General features: G+C 70.2%; 16 protein-coding genes. 13 read left to right on the top strand and 3 right to left on the bottom strand.

Going from position 1 to position 18,013, the window contains the following annotated elements; translation table 11 throughout:
- The first annotated feature begins 9 nt into the window (after positions 1-9).
- The 11 genes from ACWJI7_RS08510 (at position 10) to ACWJI7_RS08460 (ending at position 11,141) form a co-directional block, all read left to right on the top strand.
- A complete protein-coding gene (locus tag ACWJI7_RS08510) occupies positions 10-792 on the top strand; it encodes a phycocyanobilin:ferredoxin oxidoreductase (protein WP_479937073.1) in 783 nt (260 codons plus the stop codon).
- The gene (locus ACWJI7_RS08505) at positions 792-1,700 is read left to right on the top strand and encodes a lipid ABC transporter permease (RefSeq protein WP_479937071.1); all 909 of its coding nucleotides are present in this window, start codon (positions 792-794) and stop codon (positions 1,698-1,700) included. The genes ACWJI7_RS08510 and ACWJI7_RS08505 overlap by 1 nt, the downstream gene beginning before the upstream one ends.
- Positions 1,697-2,884, top strand: a complete 1,188-nt coding sequence (gene devC, locus ACWJI7_RS08500; RefSeq protein ID WP_479937069.1) for an ABC transporter permease DevC — start codon at positions 1,697-1,699, stop codon at positions 2,882-2,884. Before ACWJI7_RS08505 ends, devC begins: the two co-directional genes overlap by 4 nt.
- Positions 2,885-2,962: 78 nt before the next feature.
- Complete coding sequence (locus tag ACWJI7_RS08495; RefSeq protein ID WP_479937234.1) at positions 2,963-3,652, top strand: DevA family ABC transporter ATP-binding protein; 690 nt, start codon at positions 2,963-2,965, stop codon at positions 3,650-3,652.
- Positions 3,653-3,763: 111 nt separating this feature from the next.
- Complete coding sequence (locus ACWJI7_RS08490) at positions 3,764-3,919, top strand: hypothetical protein (protein ID WP_011293689.1); 156 nt, start codon at positions 3,764-3,766, stop codon at positions 3,917-3,919.
- Positions 3,920-3,959: 40 nt separating this feature from the next.
- Positions 3,960-4,892: a glycosyltransferase family 2 protein gene (locus tag ACWJI7_RS08485; protein ID WP_479937067.1), complete on the top strand. Its 933-nt coding sequence runs from the start codon at positions 3,960-3,962 to the stop codon at positions 4,890-4,892.
- A gap of 152 nt (positions 4,893-5,044) precedes the next feature.
- Positions 5,045-5,761, top strand: coding sequence for a 30S ribosomal protein S2 (gene rpsB, locus ACWJI7_RS08480; protein WP_479937065.1), 717 nt, complete (start codon positions 5,045-5,047; stop codon positions 5,759-5,761).
- A 101-nt stretch (positions 5,762-5,862) separates the two neighbouring features.
- The gene (tsf, locus tag ACWJI7_RS08475) at positions 5,863-6,528 is read left to right on the top strand and encodes a translation elongation factor Ts (RefSeq protein ID WP_479937063.1); all 666 of its coding nucleotides are present in this window, start codon (positions 5,863-5,865) and stop codon (positions 6,526-6,528) included.
- Between the two features lie 66 nt (positions 6,529-6,594).
- Positions 6,595-7,896: a hypothetical protein gene (locus ACWJI7_RS08470; protein ID WP_479937061.1), complete on the top strand. Its 1,302-nt coding sequence runs from the start codon at positions 6,595-6,597 to the stop codon at positions 7,894-7,896.
- 29 nt (positions 7,897-7,925) lie between these two features.
- Positions 7,926-10,382 carry an ATP-dependent DNA helicase RecG gene (gene recG, locus ACWJI7_RS08465; RefSeq protein WP_479937232.1) on the top strand — a complete coding sequence of 819 codons (2,457 nt, stop codon included), beginning with the start codon at positions 7,926-7,928 and terminating at the stop codon, positions 10,380-10,382.
- A gap of 30 nt (positions 10,383-10,412) precedes the next feature.
- Positions 10,413-11,141 (top strand): M15 family metallopeptidase, encoded by a 729-nt coding sequence (locus tag ACWJI7_RS08460; RefSeq protein ID WP_479937059.1) that lies wholly within the window; start codon positions 10,413-10,415, stop codon positions 11,139-11,141.
- On the opposite strand, the gene ACWJI7_RS08455 is transcribed toward ACWJI7_RS08460, so the two are convergent.
- Both ACWJI7_RS08455 and ACWJI7_RS08450 read right to left on the bottom strand, forming a co-directional pair.
- Complete coding sequence (locus ACWJI7_RS08455) at positions 11,111-11,533, bottom strand: hypothetical protein (RefSeq protein ID WP_479937057.1); 423 nt, start codon at positions 11,531-11,533, stop codon at positions 11,111-11,113. The two genes, ACWJI7_RS08460 and ACWJI7_RS08455, sit on opposite strands and share 31 nt — an antisense overlap.
- Complete coding sequence (locus ACWJI7_RS08450; RefSeq protein ID WP_479937230.1) at positions 11,533-13,299, bottom strand: NADPH-dependent assimilatory sulfite reductase hemoprotein subunit; 1,767 nt, start codon at positions 13,297-13,299, stop codon at positions 11,533-11,535. The genes ACWJI7_RS08455 and ACWJI7_RS08450 overlap by 1 nt, the downstream gene beginning before the upstream one ends.
- A 189-nt stretch (positions 13,300-13,488) precedes the next feature.
- Here ACWJI7_RS08450 and glyS point away from each other — a divergent pair, with 189 nt between their 5' ends.
- On the top strand, positions 13,489-15,651 hold the full coding sequence (gene glyS, locus ACWJI7_RS08445; protein ID WP_479937055.1) for a glycine--tRNA ligase subunit beta: 2,163 nt from the start codon (positions 13,489-13,491) through the stop codon (positions 15,649-15,651).
- A gap of 28 nt (positions 15,652-15,679) precedes the next feature.
- Here glyS and chlP read toward each other — a convergent pair whose 3' ends face one another.
- Positions 15,680-17,068 (bottom strand): geranylgeranyl reductase, encoded by a 1,389-nt coding sequence (gene chlP, locus ACWJI7_RS08440; RefSeq protein ID WP_479937053.1) that lies wholly within the window; start codon positions 17,066-17,068, stop codon positions 15,680-15,682.
- A gap of 199 nt (positions 17,069-17,267) precedes the next feature.
- Between chlP and ACWJI7_RS08435 the strand changes: the two genes are divergently transcribed.
- The gene (locus tag ACWJI7_RS08435) at positions 17,268-17,996 is read left to right on the top strand and encodes a M15 family metallopeptidase (protein WP_479937051.1); all 729 of its coding nucleotides are present in this window, start codon (positions 17,268-17,270) and stop codon (positions 17,994-17,996) included.
- The last annotated feature ends 17 nt before the right edge of the window (positions 17,997-18,013 follow it).

The following is an 18,013-nucleotide window of genomic DNA, read 5'->3' as shown; positions in this document are numbered from 1 at the left end:
GCCGCCCGCATGACCGCTGCCGGCTCCACTCCGCCCCCCTCCGCCCCCGGGGCCGCCGCACCGGCTGGGTCTTCGGCCGTCCCGGTCCATCCGCTGGTGGACCGGCTGGCCGCGCGCATCCGCTCCAGCTGGAGCAGTCTGCCGGAGCTGGCCACGCTGCCGGTGGCGGCGGATCTGGAGGCCATCAGCGGCAGCCTCGACGGCGAGAAACTGTTCATCCGCAACGAGCTGCGCCGGTGCCGGGGCCTGCGCAAGCTGCACCTCGAAACGGCGCGGCTCGGCGCCGGGCTGCAGATCCTCCATTGCGTTTTCTTCCCGGATCCCCGCTTTGATCTGCCCGTGTTCGGGGCCGACATCGTGGCGGGGCCCGCCGGGGTCTCCGCCGCCATCGCCGACCTCTCGCCCACCGCCGGCGACCTGCCGGAGACGATCGCGGCCTCCCTGGCGGCCCTGCCGGCCCATCCCTACAGCCAGACGCGGGAGCTGCCGGCCTGGGGAACGATCTTCTCGCCCTTCGTGCACTTCGTGCGGCCGGTGACGGCCCAGGAAGAGCAGTGGTTCATCGACGACGTGGGAGGCCTGCTGGAGGTCATGGCTGCCGCGGTGACGGCCACTCCGGCGCAGGCCAGCGACGACCCGGCTACGGTTTTGAGGTATCACGGCCAGCTGTCCTATTGCCAGCAACAGAAACGGAACGACAAAACCCGTCGGGTGCTGGAGAAGGCCTTCAATCCGACCTGGGCCGACCATTACATCGAGCAGCTCCTGTTCGACGACCCGCCGGCGCTCTGATGGCCCCCTCCCGACGCCGTCCGCTGCTGATCACTGCGGCGGCCCTGGTGGTGGTGGCCGGCGCTGGCGCTCTGCTCCTGCAGAACCGTTCCCAAACGCCCGCTCCGGTGGCTGCCCCGAGCGCTCCCCCCGCCCCTGAAGCCGTGTCAGCCCTCGGCCGGCTGGAGCCAGCCGGTGACGTGCGCAAGCTGGCCGCACCGATCACCGGCATCGGGGGCAGCCCCCGAATCACCGCCCTCCTCGTCGAGGAGGGCCAGACCGTCGAGGCGGGGCAGCTGCTCGCCTCCTTCGACACGGGCCCGGCGCTGCAGGCGGAGCGCAATCTCCTGCGCAGCCGCATCGCCAATCTCACCACCCAGGTGCAGTTGCTGGGGCGGGAGATCGACCGGTACCGCACCCTGGCCAAGGCCGGAGCCACTCCGGCCGCCGACCTCGACAGCCGTGAACTGCGGCTGGTGGAACTCCAGGGCAATCTGCGCGAAGCCAGGGATCAGCTGGTCAGAACCGAGGCGGATCTGGTCAACACCGAGCTGCGGGCCCCCTTCAGCGGCACCGTGCTGCGGCTCCAGTCCCGGGTGGGCGAACGCCCCGGCGACGACGGCATTCTCGAACTGGGTGCCAGCGACCGGATGGAGGTGATCGCCGAGGTCTATGAAAGCGACATCAACCGGCTCCAGCTGGGGCAGACCGCCCGGATCACCAGTGAGAACGGCGGCTTCACCGGAACGCTCCGGGGGCGCGTGATCCGGATCAGCCCGCAGGTGCGGCAGCGGGACGTGCTCTCCACCGACCCCACCGGCGATGCCGATGCCCGCATCGTTGAAGTGAGACTCGCGCTCGATCCGGCCGACATCGCCCGGGTGCGCGATCGAACCGGCCTGAAGACCGTGATCCGCTTCGACCCATGAGCGACCGGCCGCGGGTGCAGGAACTCTGGAGCTGGCGCCGCATCCCCCTGGCCTGGCTCCTGCTCACCCGTCAGCCGGCCCGGCTGGCGGTGGCCCTGGCGGGCATCAGCTTCGCCGGCATCCTGATGTTCATGCAGTTCGGGTTCCGCGACGGCCTGTTCGACGCCAGCATCACCGTCCACAAGCTCTTCAACGCGGACCTGGTGCTGCTCAGCCCCCGCTCCAGCAGCTCGGTGAGCATGTCGGGCTTCCCCCGCCGCCGACTGGTTCAGACCCTGGCCGATCCGGACGTGGCCGGCATCACCCCGGTCCACTGGAACCTGGTGATCTGGCGCAATCCCGACGACCGCAGCACCCGCTCGATCTTGGCCCTGGGCTTCGAGCCGGGCGATCCCCTGTTCACCGATCCCGGCCTGGCGGCCAAGGCAAACGTCCTCACCCAGCGGGGCCGGGTCCTCTTCGACGAACTCTCCCGGCCGGAGTTCGGACCCGTGGCCGAATGGTTCCGCGAGGGACGCACCGTGGAGAGCGAAATCAACGGCATCCGGGTGCGGGTCGGTGGCCTGGTGGCGCTCGGGGTGTCCTTCGGAGCCGACGGGAACCTGCTCACCAGCAGCGAAACCTATCTCCAGCTCCTCCCCAACACGCCCCCCGGCAGCATTGAGGTGGGGCTGATCCGGCTGCGGCCAGGAGCTGATCCGGAAACGGTGCTGCGGCGGCTGCGGGCCGCCCTGCCCCAGGACGTGAAGGTGGTCACGAAGCAGGGCTTCATGGATTTCGAGATGGATTACTGGCGCAGCAGCACGGCGATCGGATTCATCTTCACCCTCGGGGCCGCCATGGGGTTCATCGTTGGCTGCGTGATCGTTTACCAGATCCTCTACAGCGATGTGAGTGATCACCTGCCCGAATACGCCACCTTGATGGCGATGGGCTACCGCCTCTCCACCCTCCTGGGTGTGGTGGCTCGGGAGGGCCTGCTGCTGGCCCTGCTGGGTTATCTGCCGGCCTATGCCGCCGGTCAGGGCCTCTACGCCCTGGTGCGATCAGCCACCCGCCTGCCCGTGGCCATGGACACCCCGCGGGCGGTCCTGGTGTTCAGCCTGATCCTGGTGATGTGCATGGGATCGGCCGGGATGGCCATGCGGCGGCTGGGCGATGCCGATCCCGCCGAGATCTTCTGATCCCTCCGACCCTCCGCCATGACGGCCTCCCGTTCTCCCCTCCGCTCCGGCGCCAACTCCGACGGCGGCGACGCTCCGATGGTGCAGGTCGAAGGCCTGGGCCACTGGTATGGGTCTGGGGAGATGCGGCGCCAGGTGCTCGAGCGGGTCAACCTGTCGATCCAGCCGGGCGAGGTGGTGCTGCTCACCGGACCCTCCGGCTGCGGCAAGACCACCCTGCTGACCCTGGTCGGCGCCCTGCGGCAGGTGCAGGAGGGCCGCGTGCGCGTTCTGGGGCAGGAGCTGGCTGGCTCCAGCCGTCGCCAGCGCCAGCAGCTGCGCCGCCGGATCGGGATGATCTTCCAGGGCCATAACCTGCTGCGCTGCCTCAGCGCGGAGCAGAACGTGCAGATGGGCTCCGACCTCCTGCCGGACCTGAGCTACCGGGCCCGACGGGACCAGGCCCGGGACTGGTTGCGGGCCGTGGGCCTCGGCGATCACCTCAACAAACTGCCCCACGGGCTCTCGGGTGGGCAGAAGCAACGGGTGGCGATTGCCCGGGCCCTTGCCGCCCACCCCCGCCTGCTGCTGGCGGACGAACCCACCGCCGCCCTCGACAAGCAGAGTGGCCGGGAGGTGGTGGACCTGCTCAAACGGCTGGCCCGGGAGCAGCACTGCGCCGTGCTGATGGTGACCCACGACCCGCGCATCCTGGATGTGGCCGATCGTCTGCTGCAGATGGAGGACGGCCGGCTGATGGCCGGCTCGGTGGCCCAGCCGGTCGGCTGAACGACCCCGACCGACCGCTCACCGCCCCCGCTCGAAGGGGGAATCCGCCGGGCCTCCACCAAGGGGCGCTTGGTAGGGTTGGAGTTCTGCCCTTGAAGCCGCCGGCACCCGATGTCCAAACGCCGCAACCTGAAGAAGGAAAAACAGGAACGCAACCGCGCCTACGCCCGCAAGTTCAAGAAGCGCAAGCTGCGGAACGACGGCCGCGGTGAAGGCGCCGGCAACGGTGTGACCGGTACCGCCAACAACGGTGGCGCCGCCGACTGAGAACGCTCAGCCGCCAGCAGAACCGCCCGGACCCCAGGCCATGTTCCCGAGCGTCGTCATTCCCACCTACAACCGCCGGGCGATCCTTGAGAAGGCCCTGGTTGCCCTCGAGGATCAGCGGCTGGAGGCCCCACTCTCGGGCTACGAGGTGGTGGTGGTCGACGACGGCTCCACCGACGGCACCGCCGACTGGCTGCAGCGGGAGGCAGACCGCTTCCCCCACCTGCGCCTGATTGAGCAGGACCATGGCGGCCCGGCCGAAGGGCGCAATCGAGGGGTGGACCACGCCCGGGGCGATGTGATCGTCTTCATCGACAGCGATCTCGTCGTCACCTCCAGCTTCCTGATCGAGCACGCCCGCGCCCTCCAGAACCACTGGATCCGAACGGATTCCCGGCTGTGCTTCACCTACGGGGCGGTGATCAACACCGCCAACTTCGACGACCCCACCAGTGAGCCCCACAAGCTGAGTGACCACTCCTGGGCCTACTTCGCCACCGGCAATGTGGCGATCGACCGCCAGGTGCTCGAGCGCTCCGGGCTGTTCGACACCGGCTTCCGCCTCTACGGCTGGGAGGACCTGGAACTGGGCGAACGGCTGCGCCGCATGGGGGTGGAGCTGGTGCGGTGCCCGGCCGCCGTGGGGTACCACTGGCATCCGGCCCTGAGTCTGGAGCAGGTGCCGGATCTGGTGCGGCTCGAGCAGGAACGGGCCCGGATGGGGCTGCTCTTCTACCGCAAGCATCCGACCCGTCGGGTCCGGTTCATCATCCAGTTCACCTGGCTGCACCGGCTGCTCTGGGACCTGCTCACCCTGGGCGGACTGCTGAATGAACGCAGTCTGCGCCCGGTGCTGGCGTGGCTGATCCGCCGCGGCCACAATGCCCTCGCCCTCGAACTGCTGCGCCTGCCGCTCAACCGGCTGGGCGTCCGCGCCCTCTTTCGCGAGGCCCGCGCCGCCGGCCTGCGTTGACCGTTTGATAGCTTGAGACGTCCTTACCAACCCGCACACCTGTCCGTTTCGGGTGTTCAGACGATTCCCGTGTCCACCTGACCTTTTCCGTGTCGGTGGCGCTCCGTTCTGATCCCAGACAGGTGGAGGCGAACCCGAAACCCCTCAAAACCATGGCTGTCGTAACTCTCTCCGAGATGATGGAGGCGGGTGCTCACTTCGGGCACCAGACGCGTCGCTGGAATCCCAAGATGTCGCGCTACATCTATTGCGCGCGCAATGGAGTTCACATCATTGATCTGGTGCAGACCGCCGTCTGCATGAACAACGCCTACAAGTGGACCCGCAACGCCTCCAAATCCGGCAAGCGCTTCCTGTTCGTGGGCACCAAGAAGCAGGCCTCCGAAGTGATTGCCCTGGAGGCGGCTCGCTGCGGTGCCTCCTATGTGAACCAGCGCTGGCTCGGTGGCATGCTCACCAACTGGAGCACGATGCGGGCCCGCATCGATCGCCTCAAGGATCTGGAGCGCATGGAGTCCTCGGGCGCCATTGCCATGCGGCCCAAGAAGGAAGCCGCCGTGCTGCGGCGCGAGCTCGAGCGTCTGCAGAAGTACCTCGGCGGCCTGAAGAACATGCGGCGCCTGCCCGATGTGGTGGTGCTGGTGGACCAGCGCCGTGAAACCAACGCGGTGCTCGAGTGCCGCAAGCTCGACATCCCCCTGGTGTCGATGCTCGACACCAACTGCGATCCGGATCTGGCCGACGTGCCGATTCCCTGCAACGACGACGCCGTGCGTTCCGTCCAGCTGGTGCTCGGCCGTCTCGCCGACGCCATCAACGAAGGCCGCCACGGCAGCCAGGAGCAGCGTGCCTACGAGGAGGAGGGCTGAGCCCGGCTGAGCCCTGATGGCGGCGCCGGCCCGCCCCTCCCTGCCGGCCCCCGGGTCCAACCCACCCGTTCCCCCTTGTTCCCTATCCCAATTCCCTCCCCATGGCTGCTGAGATCTCGGCGAAGCTCGTCAAGGAACTGCGCCAGAGCACCGGCGCCGGCATGATGGACTGCAAGAAGGCCCTCACCGAAGCCGGCGGCGACAAGACCAAGGCGGCCGAATGGCTGCGTCAGAAGGGGATCGCCACCGCGGAGAAGAAAGCGGGGCGCACTGCCGCCGAAGGAGCCGTTGGCAGTTACATCCACACCGGTGCCCGGGTGGGCGTGCTGGTGGAGGTGAATTGCGAAACCGATTTCGTCGCCCGCGGTGAGGTGTTCCAGGAGCTGCTGCGCAACGTCGCCATGCAGATCGCCGCCTGCCCCAACGTGGAGTACGTCGGCACCGACGACATCCCTGTGGCGATCAAGGAGCGCGAGAAGCAGATCGAGATGGGCCGCGATGATCTCGCCGGAAAACCCGAGGCGATGAAGGAGAAGATCGTGGACGGCCGGATCGGGAAACGGCTCAAGGAACTGGCCCTGCTTGAGCAACCCTTCATCAAGGACAGCTCGATCACCCTGGCCGAACTGGTCAAGCAGGTGGCCGGCAAGATCGGGGAGAACATCCAGGTGCGGCGCTTCACCCGATACACCCTCGGGGAAGGCATCGAAGTCGAGACGATGGACTTCGCCGCCGAGGTGGCCGCGGTCGGCGGCAAAGCCGCCTGAGCGGCCACCTCGGCCCGGTACCCCCCCTTGCCAGCCCCCAGCCCCCTGGATTCCTGCGAAGGCCCGTTGCGCGAAGCCCGAGGCCAGCTCGAGCGGATCAGCCGGACCCTGAAAGGGAGCCACCGGGCCCTCTACCACGACCTGGCCCTGTACCTGCAGGTGCTGCGCGAGGGCCTGCCGAGCGCCGTTCAGCAGGCTGTCTTCCATGTGGCCACCCAGGTTCACCCGGATCGCTACGCCCTCCTCGACGGGGGCCAGCGGCAGCTGTTGCAGCACCGCCTGCAGCAGCTGGTCAGCCGTTGTGGCTGCCTGCTCACCCTGGAGCAACTGGTGGTGCTCTCCCGACAGGTGCAGGCCGAGCGGCAGCGGCAACGGCGGCGTGAAGACCGCCGCGGGGAGGCCCCCCTGCGGGACGCCCCGGATGGAGCCGCGACCGGGTCCAGCGGCGACGGACGCGGCCGGGACCCGGCGGCCGGCGAGCCGGCGGGCTCGGTGACGCTGGATCTGGACCTGCCCCTCTCCGCCGAGATCTTCTCCAACGGGCTGCCCACCCTCTCCGGTCTCGCCGCCCTGACCGGATCGGCCCCGGACGCTGCCCCCCCCCCCGGGGGCGACGGCGCCTGGAACGACGACGGGGATGCGGATGGGGAGGAGGAGCATGACCTGATCGACGATCTGCTCGCCGCGGTGGACGACGAGGGCGACGGCGACGCCCCCACCGACCCCTCGGAGGGAGAACGCCCCTGGGCCACCGACCAGCACGGCCCGGCACCCGAGAGGGTCCTGCAGGCTCTGATCGCTCTCTCCTCCTCCGCCCTGGCCCGGCAGGAGGACGTCCAGGACTCCGGCTCCAGCGCCACCACATCCGCCGCCGCCGAGGTCCCCCCCCCGCCGGCTCCCTCCGAGGCCGGATTCCTCCCCGGGCAGCCCCTGGCGCTGATCCAGTGGTGGGACGCCCTCGACCTGGCCGTGCGGCGGCGACTGCGCAACCTGTCCCATGCGGTCAACCTCGAGCTGCTGCGGCTCGGCCTGAGCCGGAGTCTGCTGCCGGTGGGCCTGCTCGATGCCGTACTGGAGGGGCAGATCGAGGCGCTCTCCGCTCCCGCCAACCTGCTGCGCCTCGGCCTTCCCTTCGACCCGAAACTGGCCGGAGGGCCCCAGGAGGCCCTGGCCCTCCTGCTGCGGACGGGAGACCTGGAGTACGCCCAACCGCGGCTGCGCACCTGCCGGCGGCGCCTGGAGCGGCGGCGGCAGGATGTGCGCAGACTGGCCCGCACCTACCGCCACTGGCAGCGGCGGGCCCGGGCCCTGGAGGCGGAACAGCAGTGGTTGCAGGACAGCCCGACCCCCCCAACGACCACGCCCTGAGGGCCGGTTCCGGCGCCCTGCGCCCCTGGATGAGCACCCTGCAGCAGGCCCTGCAACTGGAGGCCGATCGGGGCTTCGGGGATCTGCAGGGGCGACGGGAACGGTTCAGCCTCTTCCTAGAGCGCAGCTGCCGCGAGCCCCCGGCCGACCTGGGTGCGGCCGGCCTCGGTGAGCTGGCCGAGGACTTCGCCCGCTACGAGTGGATGGGGCTGGCCGATCGGCAATCCCTGGTGCGGCGCTGCCGCGAGCGGCTGCACCGGTTGCGTCGGTCCCTGGATCCCCCCCCCACGGTGTCCCCGCCCCGGTTGCGGCTGGAACCGCCGGGGCCGGGGCTCTCCGAGGCTTCCCGGGCCCGGGAAGCCCGGGAAGCCCGGGATATCCAGCCCGACACGCCCCTGGGGATGATCCCCGGCATCGGAGCCCGGACCGCCAGCCGCTTGGCCGGCCTCGGCCTGCTGCAGGCTGCCGACCTGGTCCGCCACTACCCGCGCGACTACCTCGATTACGCCCATCTGGTGCGCATCGCCGAGCTGGAGCCGGGCCGCACCGCCACGATCGTGGCCACCGTCCGCCGCGCCCACGCCTTCGCCAGTCCGCGCAATCCCCAGCTGGCGATCCTGGAACTGCAGCTGCAGGACGTCACCGGCCGGCTGCGGGTCAGCAAGTTCTTTGCCGGCAAGCGGTTCAGCTCCCCGGGATGGCTGCGGGCCCAGCAGCGCCAGTTCCCGCCGGGCTGCCGCGTCGCCGCCAGCGGGCTGGTGCGCGGCACGCCCTACGGCCCCGCCCTCCAGGACCCGCTGTTGGAGGTGCTGGAGGGGCCCAACGCGCCGGTGCGCTCCCCGGCCATCGGCCGCCTCCTGCCCGTCTACGGCCTCACCGAGGGGCTGAGCGCCGAGCGCCTGCGCCAGGCGATCCGGGCCGTGCTGCCGGCGGTGGACCGGTGGGGGGATCCGCTACCGGCGGAGCTGCGACGGAGGGAGGGCCTGCTGGGGTGGGCGGAGGCGCTGCGGGGACTGCATGGGCCCGCCGACCGCGACCAGCTTCTGGCCAGCCGCCACCGGCTCGTCTTCGATGAATTCCTGGTGCTGCAACTGGGGCTGCGCCAGCGGCGGCACCAACTGGCGCAGCGGCCGGCCCCGCCCCTGCGGCTGCCGGAGCGCCAGGAGAGCCTGGTGGGAGCCTTCCTGGACCTGCTGCCGTTTCCCCTCACCGGGGCCCAGCGACGGGTGCTGGCCGAGATCCGCGCCGATCTGGAGCGGGATCAGCCGATGGCCCGGCTGTTGCAGGGGGACGTCGGCAGCGGCAAGACCGTGGTGGCGATCGCCAGTCTGCTCGGGGCCATCGAGGCCGGCTGCCAGGGAGCCCTGATGGCCCCCACCGAAGTCCTCGCCGAGCAGCATGCCCGCAAGCTGGGCGCCTGGCTGCCGCAGCTCCATATCAGCAGCGCCCTGCTCACCGGATCCACGCCGGCGCGTCAGCGGCGGGAGCTGCTGCAGGACCTGGCCAACGGCCAGCTGCAACTGCTGGTGGGGACCCATGCCCTGCTGGAGGATCCGGTCCAGTTCGCCCGGCTCGCCCTGGTGGTGGTCGACGAGCAGCACCGGTTCGGGGTGCGCCAGCGGGATCGCCTGATGGGCAAGGGTCTGCAGCCCCACCTGCTCACGATGACGGCCACACCGATCCCCCGCACCCTGGCCCTCTCGGTGCACGGGGACCTGGAGGTGAGCCAGATCGATGAGCTGCCGCCGGGGCGCACGCCGATCCGCACCCGGCTGCTGCGCGGCGGTGAACGGCCCCAGGCCTATGCCCTGATCCGCGACCAGGTGGCGGCCGGTCAGCGGGCCTACGTGGTGCTGCCGTTGGTGGAGGAATCGGAGAAGCTGGATCTGCGTTCGGCCGTGGAGGTGCACCGGCAGCTGAGCGAGGAGATCTTCCCCGACCTGCGCGTCGGGCTGCTGCATGGCCGCCTGGCCGGCCCGGACAAACAGGAGATGATCCGGGGCTTTGCGGGGGGGAGCTGCGATGTGCTCGTCTCCACCACGGTGGTGGAGGTGGGCGTCGATGTGCCCGAAGCCAGCGTGATGGTGATCGAGCATGCGGAACGCTTCGGACTGGCCCAACTGCACCAATTGCGCGGTCGTGTGGGGCGCGGCGCGGCCGCCTCCCACTGCCTGCTGATCAACGACGGCCGCAACCCCCAGGCCCAGCAGCGGCTGGAGCTGCTGGTGCGCTCCTCCGATGGCTTCGAGATCGCCGAGATGGACCTGCAGCTCCGGGGACCCGGCCAGGTGCTGGGGACCCGCCAGTCGGGGCTGCCGGATCTGGCCCTGGCCAGCCTGAGCGACGATGGTGCCGTGCTGGAGCAGGCCCGCCGCGTGGCCGACGGGATCCTCGAACACGATCCCACCCTGCGGAAGCACCCCGGCCTCGAGCGGGCCCTGGCCAGGCAACACAGCCGCCGGGCGGAGGCGGCCCGCTTGAATTGACGCGCCAGCCAGGCGCCCCCCGCCAACGCCATGACCCGGCCCTGGACCACGATTCCGATCCACGACGACGGCGAACCGCTGATCCCCCTGCCGCCTGAGCTGCTGCGGCTGGAGCCCCATCCCTACCAGGCCTTGGGGGCGCCCTACGGGGAGACCGGCTCCCCGTTCCAGCTGCGGAGCGGCGTGGTGGCGCGTCTGCTGGAGGCCCAGCGGAATCTGCGGTGCCACCATCCCAGCTGGCGGCTGGCGATCTTCGACGCCTGGAGACCGGTGGGGGTGCAGGCCTACATGGTGCGCCATGCGATCCGGAGCACCTGCCTGGAGCGCGGCCTGGATCCCGACCGGACCGGTCCCGGCCACGACGCCGTCATCGCTGAAGTGGGGCGCTTCTGGGCCCCACCCAGTACCGATCCCGCCGCTCCACCCCCCCACAGCACAGGAGCGGCCGTGGATCTGACCCTGGCGGACTCCGATCGGGCAGCCCTGGAGATGGGGGGAGCCATTGACGCCATCGCCCCCGAATCCGAACCCGACCATTACGCCGGCTCAGCCGCCCCCGGAGCCCTCGGGGCGGGCCAGCCGGAGGGAGCCAGCCACTGGCACCGGCGACGCCTGCTGCTGCGGCAGGTGATGGAGGATGCCGGCTTCGCCCAGCATCCGAACGAATGGTGGCATTTCAGCCACGGCGACCAGCTCTGGGCCTGGCGGAGGAGACAGCCGCGGGCGCTCTACGGGGGCTGGGTTCCCGCCGGCGACTGACGGTCCTCCGGCCGCCCCGGCAGCGACATACGCTGCAACTCGTCCCAGATGCGCTCGGCCTCCTCGCGGGTCAGCAGATTGGCCTCGGCGCAGGTCTTCAGGCTGGCCTCCCCCATCTCCAACTGGATCTGCCGCAACCGGGCCAGCACGGCGGGGGGCTGGTCGGCGAACTGGAGCAGCTGCATCCGATAGGTCGAGAGCAGGTTGTCGGCCTGGCAGGTGTCGCCGTCGGGGCGATAGATCCTCACCGGCGCCTTCGGAGGGGGGGGCATGACCCGTCCCTGGGCGAACAGCCGGCCGGGCTGCAGCGGAACGCCCACCAGCCATCCTGCCGCCAGGAGCGGCAGGATGGCCCGCCGGAGGGCCCTCCAGGGGCGGGAGCGAAGCCCCATCATTCGGCCGGCAGGAGCGCCTGCACCGCCTCGCTGCCGAGAGCCGCCACGTAGTCGCCGAAGCTGCGGCGCCCCCCCGCCTCCTTCCAGCCCTGCAGCAGCGGCTCAAGGGTCACCTCCAGGCGCTCCAGGGGCATGCGCTCCAGGTAGGGCGCCGCCAGGCGGGAGAGATTCGGGGTGCCCCCCAGCCAGAGCTGATACTGATCCACCCCGCTGCCCACAAGGCCGATCTCGGCCATGTATGGACGGGCGCAGCCGTTCGGGCAGCCGGTCATGCGCACGAGCAGGGGACGCTCGATCTCCAGCCGGCGGAGCAGGCCCTCGAGGCGCTCGAGCACGGCCGGAAAAATCCGCTCGGACTCGGTGATCGCCAGTCCGCAGGTGGGCAGGGCGGGGCAGGCGATCCCGTGACGGGCCAGCCGCGGGGGTGACTCTGGAGCCGCGAAACCCAGGGCCTCGAGGTCGGCACGCACACTGCCCCGCTGGGCGGTGCCGATGTTGCAGAGCAGCAGATCCTGATTGGGGGTGAGGCGCACCTCCAGCTGGTAGGTCTCCACCACCCGGCGCAGTCCCCGTTTGCGTTCGCCCTCCAGGCGGCCGCAGAGCATGGGCAGGCCCACAAACCAGAGCCCCGGGCTCTGGCGATGCCAGCCCAGGTAGTCGTCGAGCCGGGTGGTGGGCTCGTTGCGCAGTCCCTGCAGCGGCGCGGGCAGGTAGCCGGCCAGTTCCTGCTTGAACCAGGCGAGGCCCCGATCGTGGATGAGATATTTCATCCGGGCATGGCGCCGCTGCTCCCGGTCGCCGTGGTCCCGCTGGAGCGCCGTGATGGCCTGGACCAGATCAAGGATGTGCTCGGCAGGCAGGTAGCCGAGGGGATCGGCGGTGCGCGCGAAGGTCGCGTCCTTGTTGTGGGTGCGACCCATGCCACCGCCCACATAGATGTTGCAGCCCCGCAGCCGCCCGGAGGGATCGGTGAAGGCCACCAGGCCGATGTCCTGGGTGAGCAGATCCACCGAGTTGTCCCCCGGCACCGTGACGGCCACCTTGAACTTGCGCGGCAGATAGGTGTCGCCGTAGAGGGGCTCATCGGGATTGCCGCTGTAGACGGCTCCCTGGCAGGAGCGGGAGCGGGCCCGCTTCACCGCCGGCGCCGGCTTGAAACGGTAGCTGTGATCCCCGTCGACCCAGAGATCAAGGTAGGACCCCTCGGCCGACTGGGGGGCGAGGAGGTCGGCAATCTGGTCGGCCAGGCGTCGGGCGGCCGGGTAGCCCCCCTTCTCGAACGGTGCCGCCGGCGCCATCACGTTCCGGTTGATGTCCCCACAGGCCGCCAGGGTGGAGCCCATCGAGCGCACGATCGTGCCGATCACCTCGCGCAGGTCGGCCTTGGCGATGCCGTGCATCTGGAACGCCTGCCGCGTGGTGATGCGCAGGGTGCCGTTGCCGAGTCGATCGGCCAGGTCATCCATGGCCAGGTAGAGGGGAACGGGAATGCGCCCGGCCGGGCTGCGCAGGCGCAGCATCATCTGCCAGTCCTTCTCCTCCCCCTTGCGGCGATGGTCCCGATCGTCCTGCTGGTAGCTGCCGTGAAACTTGAGGATCTGGACGGCGCCGTCGGTGAACGAGGGTTTCGCGTTGGTCAGTTCGGTGGCGAGGGGCTCCCTCAAATAGCCGCTGGCGGCCTTGAGACGTTCGTATTTGCTGGGAGGTCCGGACGGGCGAGCGGGATCGACGCCGGGGGCCTCGGGCTGGGCGATGGGATCCATCGCCGTGCGCCCCGAGCGGATCCTGGCCCCGCTCTCCGTGTCCGATCCCCTCCCATCGGAGGTCCCCGCCGACGGACGGTGGCGTTCGGGGGTGAGGGTCACGGGGAGAGCACCAGCATCCATCGAACGTAGCGAAGCGGAGTGGTCCGTTCAGGCTTCAATACAGTCACAGGCTGCTGAGTTCTGCCTGTGGCCACGTTTCTGCTGGAGATCGGCACCGAAGAGCTGCCATCCCACTTCCTGCGGCAGGCCCTGCCGCAGCTCGAGCAGCAGGTGCGCCACGATCTGGGCGAGGCGCGGCTGGCCCACGGCCCGGTGCAGTCCTTCGGCACACCCCGCCGGCTCGCCGTCCTGGTCAGGGATCTGCCCCTCTGCCAGCCCGATCTGGAAGACGAGCGCAAGGGCCCCCCGGCCAGCCAGGCCTTCGCCGGCGGCCGAGCCACCCAGGCCGCGATCGGTTTTGCCGCCCGCTGTGGCGTGGAGCCCGACCAACTGGAGGTCCGGGACACGCCCCGGGGCCCGTTCGTCTTCGCCCGACAGCTGGAGCAGGGCCGCCCCAGCCAGGCCGTGCTGGCCGAGCGCATTCCGGCCTGGCTCTCCGCCCTGCAGGGACGCCGCTTCATGCGCTGGGGCGAGGGCGAGCGCCGCTTCAGCCGGCCGGTGCGCTGGCTCGTGGCCCTCCTCGACGATGCACTTGTGCCCCTGGCCCTGGAGGGCTGCGATCCGGCCATCCGCAGCGACCGCCTCAGCCGCGGCCATCGGCTTGACGGTCCCCCCGTGTCCCTGGCCAACGCCTCGGACTACGCCGAGGCCCTCGCCACCGCCGGGGTGATGGTGGACCGGGAGGAGCGGGGGCGCTGGATCCGCGAACGGGTGCTGGCGGCAGCGAGGTCCCTCGAAGCCAGACCCGACCTGCCCGACGACCTGTTCGAGGAACTGGTCGATCTGGTGGAAGCCCCATCCCTGATCGAGGGACAGGTGGAGACCCGCTTCCTCGCCCTGCCCCCCGAGGTGCTCCGCACAGTGATGCGGGCCCACCAGCGCTACGTGCCGCTGATCCGCTCCGAGGGAACCTCGGATCCCCTGGCTCTGGAGGCCACGGCCACGCTGCTGCCGCGCTTCCTCTGCATCGGCAACGGGCTGTTGACGGCGGAAGCCGCGGTGCGGCGGGGCAATGAGCGGGTGCTCAGGGCCCGGCTCTCCGACGCGGAATTCTTCCTGGCGGCCGATCGGGCCATGCCCAGCGCCCAGCGGCGCGAGCGGCTGGCGCGGGTCACCTTCGCGGAGGGCCTGGGCAGCCTGCGGGACCGCAGCGACCGGCTCCACTGGCTCACGGGGCTGCTACTCGAGCGGCTCAACCTCGGCGGCGCGACCGCCGACGCCGCCCTGGGGGCTTCCCTCCTGTGCAAACACGATCTGGTCAGCCAGATGGTGGGGGAGTTCCCAGAGCTGCAGGGGGTGATGGGGGGCAAGTACCTGCTGGCGGAGGGGGCGCCCCGGGCGGTGGCCCTGGCCGTGCTGGAGCACTACCTGCCGCGGGGCGCCGGGGACGCGCTGCCCGGCTCCGACGCCGGCGCCGTGCTGGCGCTGGCCGAGCGGCTGGAGCTGCTGCTGAGCATCTACGCCAAGGGGGAGCGGCCAAGCGGCTCCTCCGATCCCTATGCCCTGCGGCGAGCCGGCAACGGACTGCTGCAGATCCTCTGGGAGCGGGGCTGGCGCCTCGACCTGGTCACGCTGCTCTCCAGGGCCACCGAGCACTGGGCGGATCTCTTCCCGGCGTTCCGGGTGAGGGCCTCGGTCCTGGCCGAGGAGCTGGGCTCGCTGCTGCGGCAGCGACTGATCAGCCTGCTGGAGGAGGAGGTGCCGCTCGACCTGGTGCAGGCCGTGGCCGGCGAGTCCGTTGCCCTGCCGCGGCTGCTGCGCGACCCCGGCGATGCCCGGCGACGGGCTGAGCTGCTCCAGAACCTGCGCCGCAACGGCAGCCTTGCCCCCATTCAGGCCGTGGTGCAGCGGGCCTCCCGGCTGGCCGCCAAGGGCGACCTGGATCCAGGGGTGCTCAGCCCAGCCGGAGTGGTCGATCCAGAGCTGTTCCGCTCCCCCAGCGAGGCGGCGATGCTGGCCGTGCTGGAGACCCTCGAACCGATCGCCACGGGCGATGATCCGGGGCGCTACGTCGCCCTGGCCGGCGGGCTGAGCGCCAGCGCCGTGACCCTGGCCGCCTTTTTCGATGGTGACGCCAGTGTGATGGTGATGGCCGACGAGGCCGCCATCCGCGCCAACCGCCTCCATCTGCTGGGGGTGCTGTGCAACCAGGCCTCGGTGCTGGCCGATTTCAGCCGCATCAGCGGCTGAGCCCCCGGATCGGCTTCACGGGTGCGCTTCACTGGGCAGCCAGAACGGGCTCCCGCTGATCGTTGGCCGCCGGGGCGGCGGGACGGGCGGTCGGTGCGGCGGGGACGGCGGCCGGCTGGGCCCGACCGGTGAGGTCTTCGGCCAGGATCGCCGCGGTTTCCTCGGGGCTGCGGACGGTGCTGTCGACCGGCTTGTAGCCCTGGGGTGCCAGGGCCTGGCCCCGCAGCACGGCTCCGATCGTGAGGACCGTGAGCTTGAGCTGCTGCCAGGGATTCATCGCCACCACCCGCTTGTAGAGGTAGCTGTCGAAGGTGAGGCGCTGCACATCCTTGTCGTCGCACATCTCGACGAAGGCTTCCCGGGCGGCATCGTTGCTGTAGAAGATGTTCTGCAGCAGCTCCAGCACCTTGTAGGTGGCCCCGTACTTGCGGTCCCACTTGCGGATGTAGACCTTGAGGTCTTTGTCAGTGGGAATGCGGCTGCCAGCGGCGCTGGACGCCACGATCTCCTCCGCACACATGCGGCCGCTCTTGGCCGCGAAGTAGATCCCTTCCCCGGAGCTCTTGGTGACGTAGCCGGCGGCATCCCCCACCAGGGCCATGCGACCCACCACACGGCGGGGCCGGGGATGTTCGGGAATCGGATGGGCTTCGACCTTGATCACCTCTCCCCGCAGCAGGCGTCGGCTGGCCCGTTGGCGGATCCCCTTCTGCAGCGACTTGATCAGCGCCTGGTTCTTCTGCATGGTTCCCGTGCCGACGGCCACATGGTCGTACTTGGGGAACACCCAGGCATAGAAATCGGGTGAGACGTCGGTGCCGACGTACATCTCGGCGAGATCCTCGTAGTAGCTCATCTCCTCCTTGGGCAGCCGGATGCGCTCCTGAAAGGCGATGGCCACGTTGTAATCCCCGGCATCCATAGCCTTGGCCACCCGGCTGTTGGCACCATCGGCGCCCACGATCAGATCGACCTCCAGAGTGCGGATCTCACCGGTGGGGCCGCCCGCCGAGTAATCGGCGTACTGCAGGGTGTAGGGACCCTGGCGGTTGACCCCGGTGTCGATCTGCTGGACGAGGCCATTGATGAGATGGGTGCCCAGGTCGGCGGCGCGCTGGCGCAGGAACCCATCGAGCACCTCCCGACGGCACATGCCGATGTATTCGTCGGCGTTGTCGAGATGGATGTCGACCTCCCGGTTGGAGGGAGAGATCATCCGCATGTTCCGGACCTTGCGGTCGATGATCGACTCGGGCAGATCGAATTCCTCAACCATGCAAAGCGGAATGGCCCCGCCGCAGGGTTTGGCATTGTCGAGCTTGCGCTCGAACAGCCAGGTTTCGATGCCGGCCCTGGCCAGCACTTCAGCAGCACAGGAACCGCTCGGGCCGCCACCCACCACCGCGACTCGCAACATCTTGAAACCTGCTCCGCTGGAACGATCCTGGGCGAGAAACTAACACCGAAGTCGTGGCCGCGCGGGACCCGGGCGGACCCCACGCCTACGATTGTTTCGAAGCTTGTTGCTGATTGGCGTGCCAGCGGGACTGCCGCCGCCCCGGAAACGCGAGGCCAGGCGCGGGGCCGGGGGGCACGACGGGGCCGAGGACATTCCGGTGGCCCACCGGTCCGTGAGGGTCGGCACCCCGGCGAGTCAGGCGCTCCGCCCAGCCCTGATCACGGCCACACTGCTGCTGGGCGCGGCGGGGCTGCTGCTGCTGCTGGCGCCCCTGCCGCTGCGACGGCTGCTGGAGCCCCCGCCGGTGCCAGGTCTGGAGGCCCGCCCGGGCCCCGACGGCCGCCTGCTGGGGCACTTTCCCTATCCCGAGGCCACCGACTCCCAGCTCACCGGGGTGGCGCCGGGGCTGCGGTTGCGGCCGGACGCGGCCGAGGCCCTGCTGGCCATGCAGCGGGAAGCGGCGGCGGCCGGGGTGGATCTGGCCCTGCTGAGCGCCTTCCGCTCCCGGGAGTTGCAGAAGGACCTGTTCTTCGAGGTCAAGGCCGAGCGGAACCAGAGCGCCCAGGAGCGGGCGCTGGTGAGTGCACCGCCCGGTTTTTCGGAGCACAGCACCGGCTATGCCGTCGACCTGGGGGACGGCAGCCGGCCGGGCACCCATCTGAGTGACTCCTTCGATGCCACCCCCGCCTTCCGCTGGCTGGAGGCCAACGCCAATCGCTTCCACTTCCAGCTCTCCTTTCCGCGGGGCAACGTCCAGGGCGTGAGCTATGAACCCTGGCACTGGCGGTTCGAGGGCTCGGCCGAAGCCCTGGCCCTGTTCGAGCCCGTCCGCCGCCTGGCCACCCGAGGGCCTGTCGGGGCCGAGGCTGAGGAGGGGTTGAGATAGGCTCGGGAATTGTTGCA

The organism is Cryptocyanus atlanticus LEGE 06306 (assembly GCF_056633155.1).
Note: the sequence above shows the minus strand (reverse complement) of the source record. Positions and strands in the feature narration are given on the sequence as shown.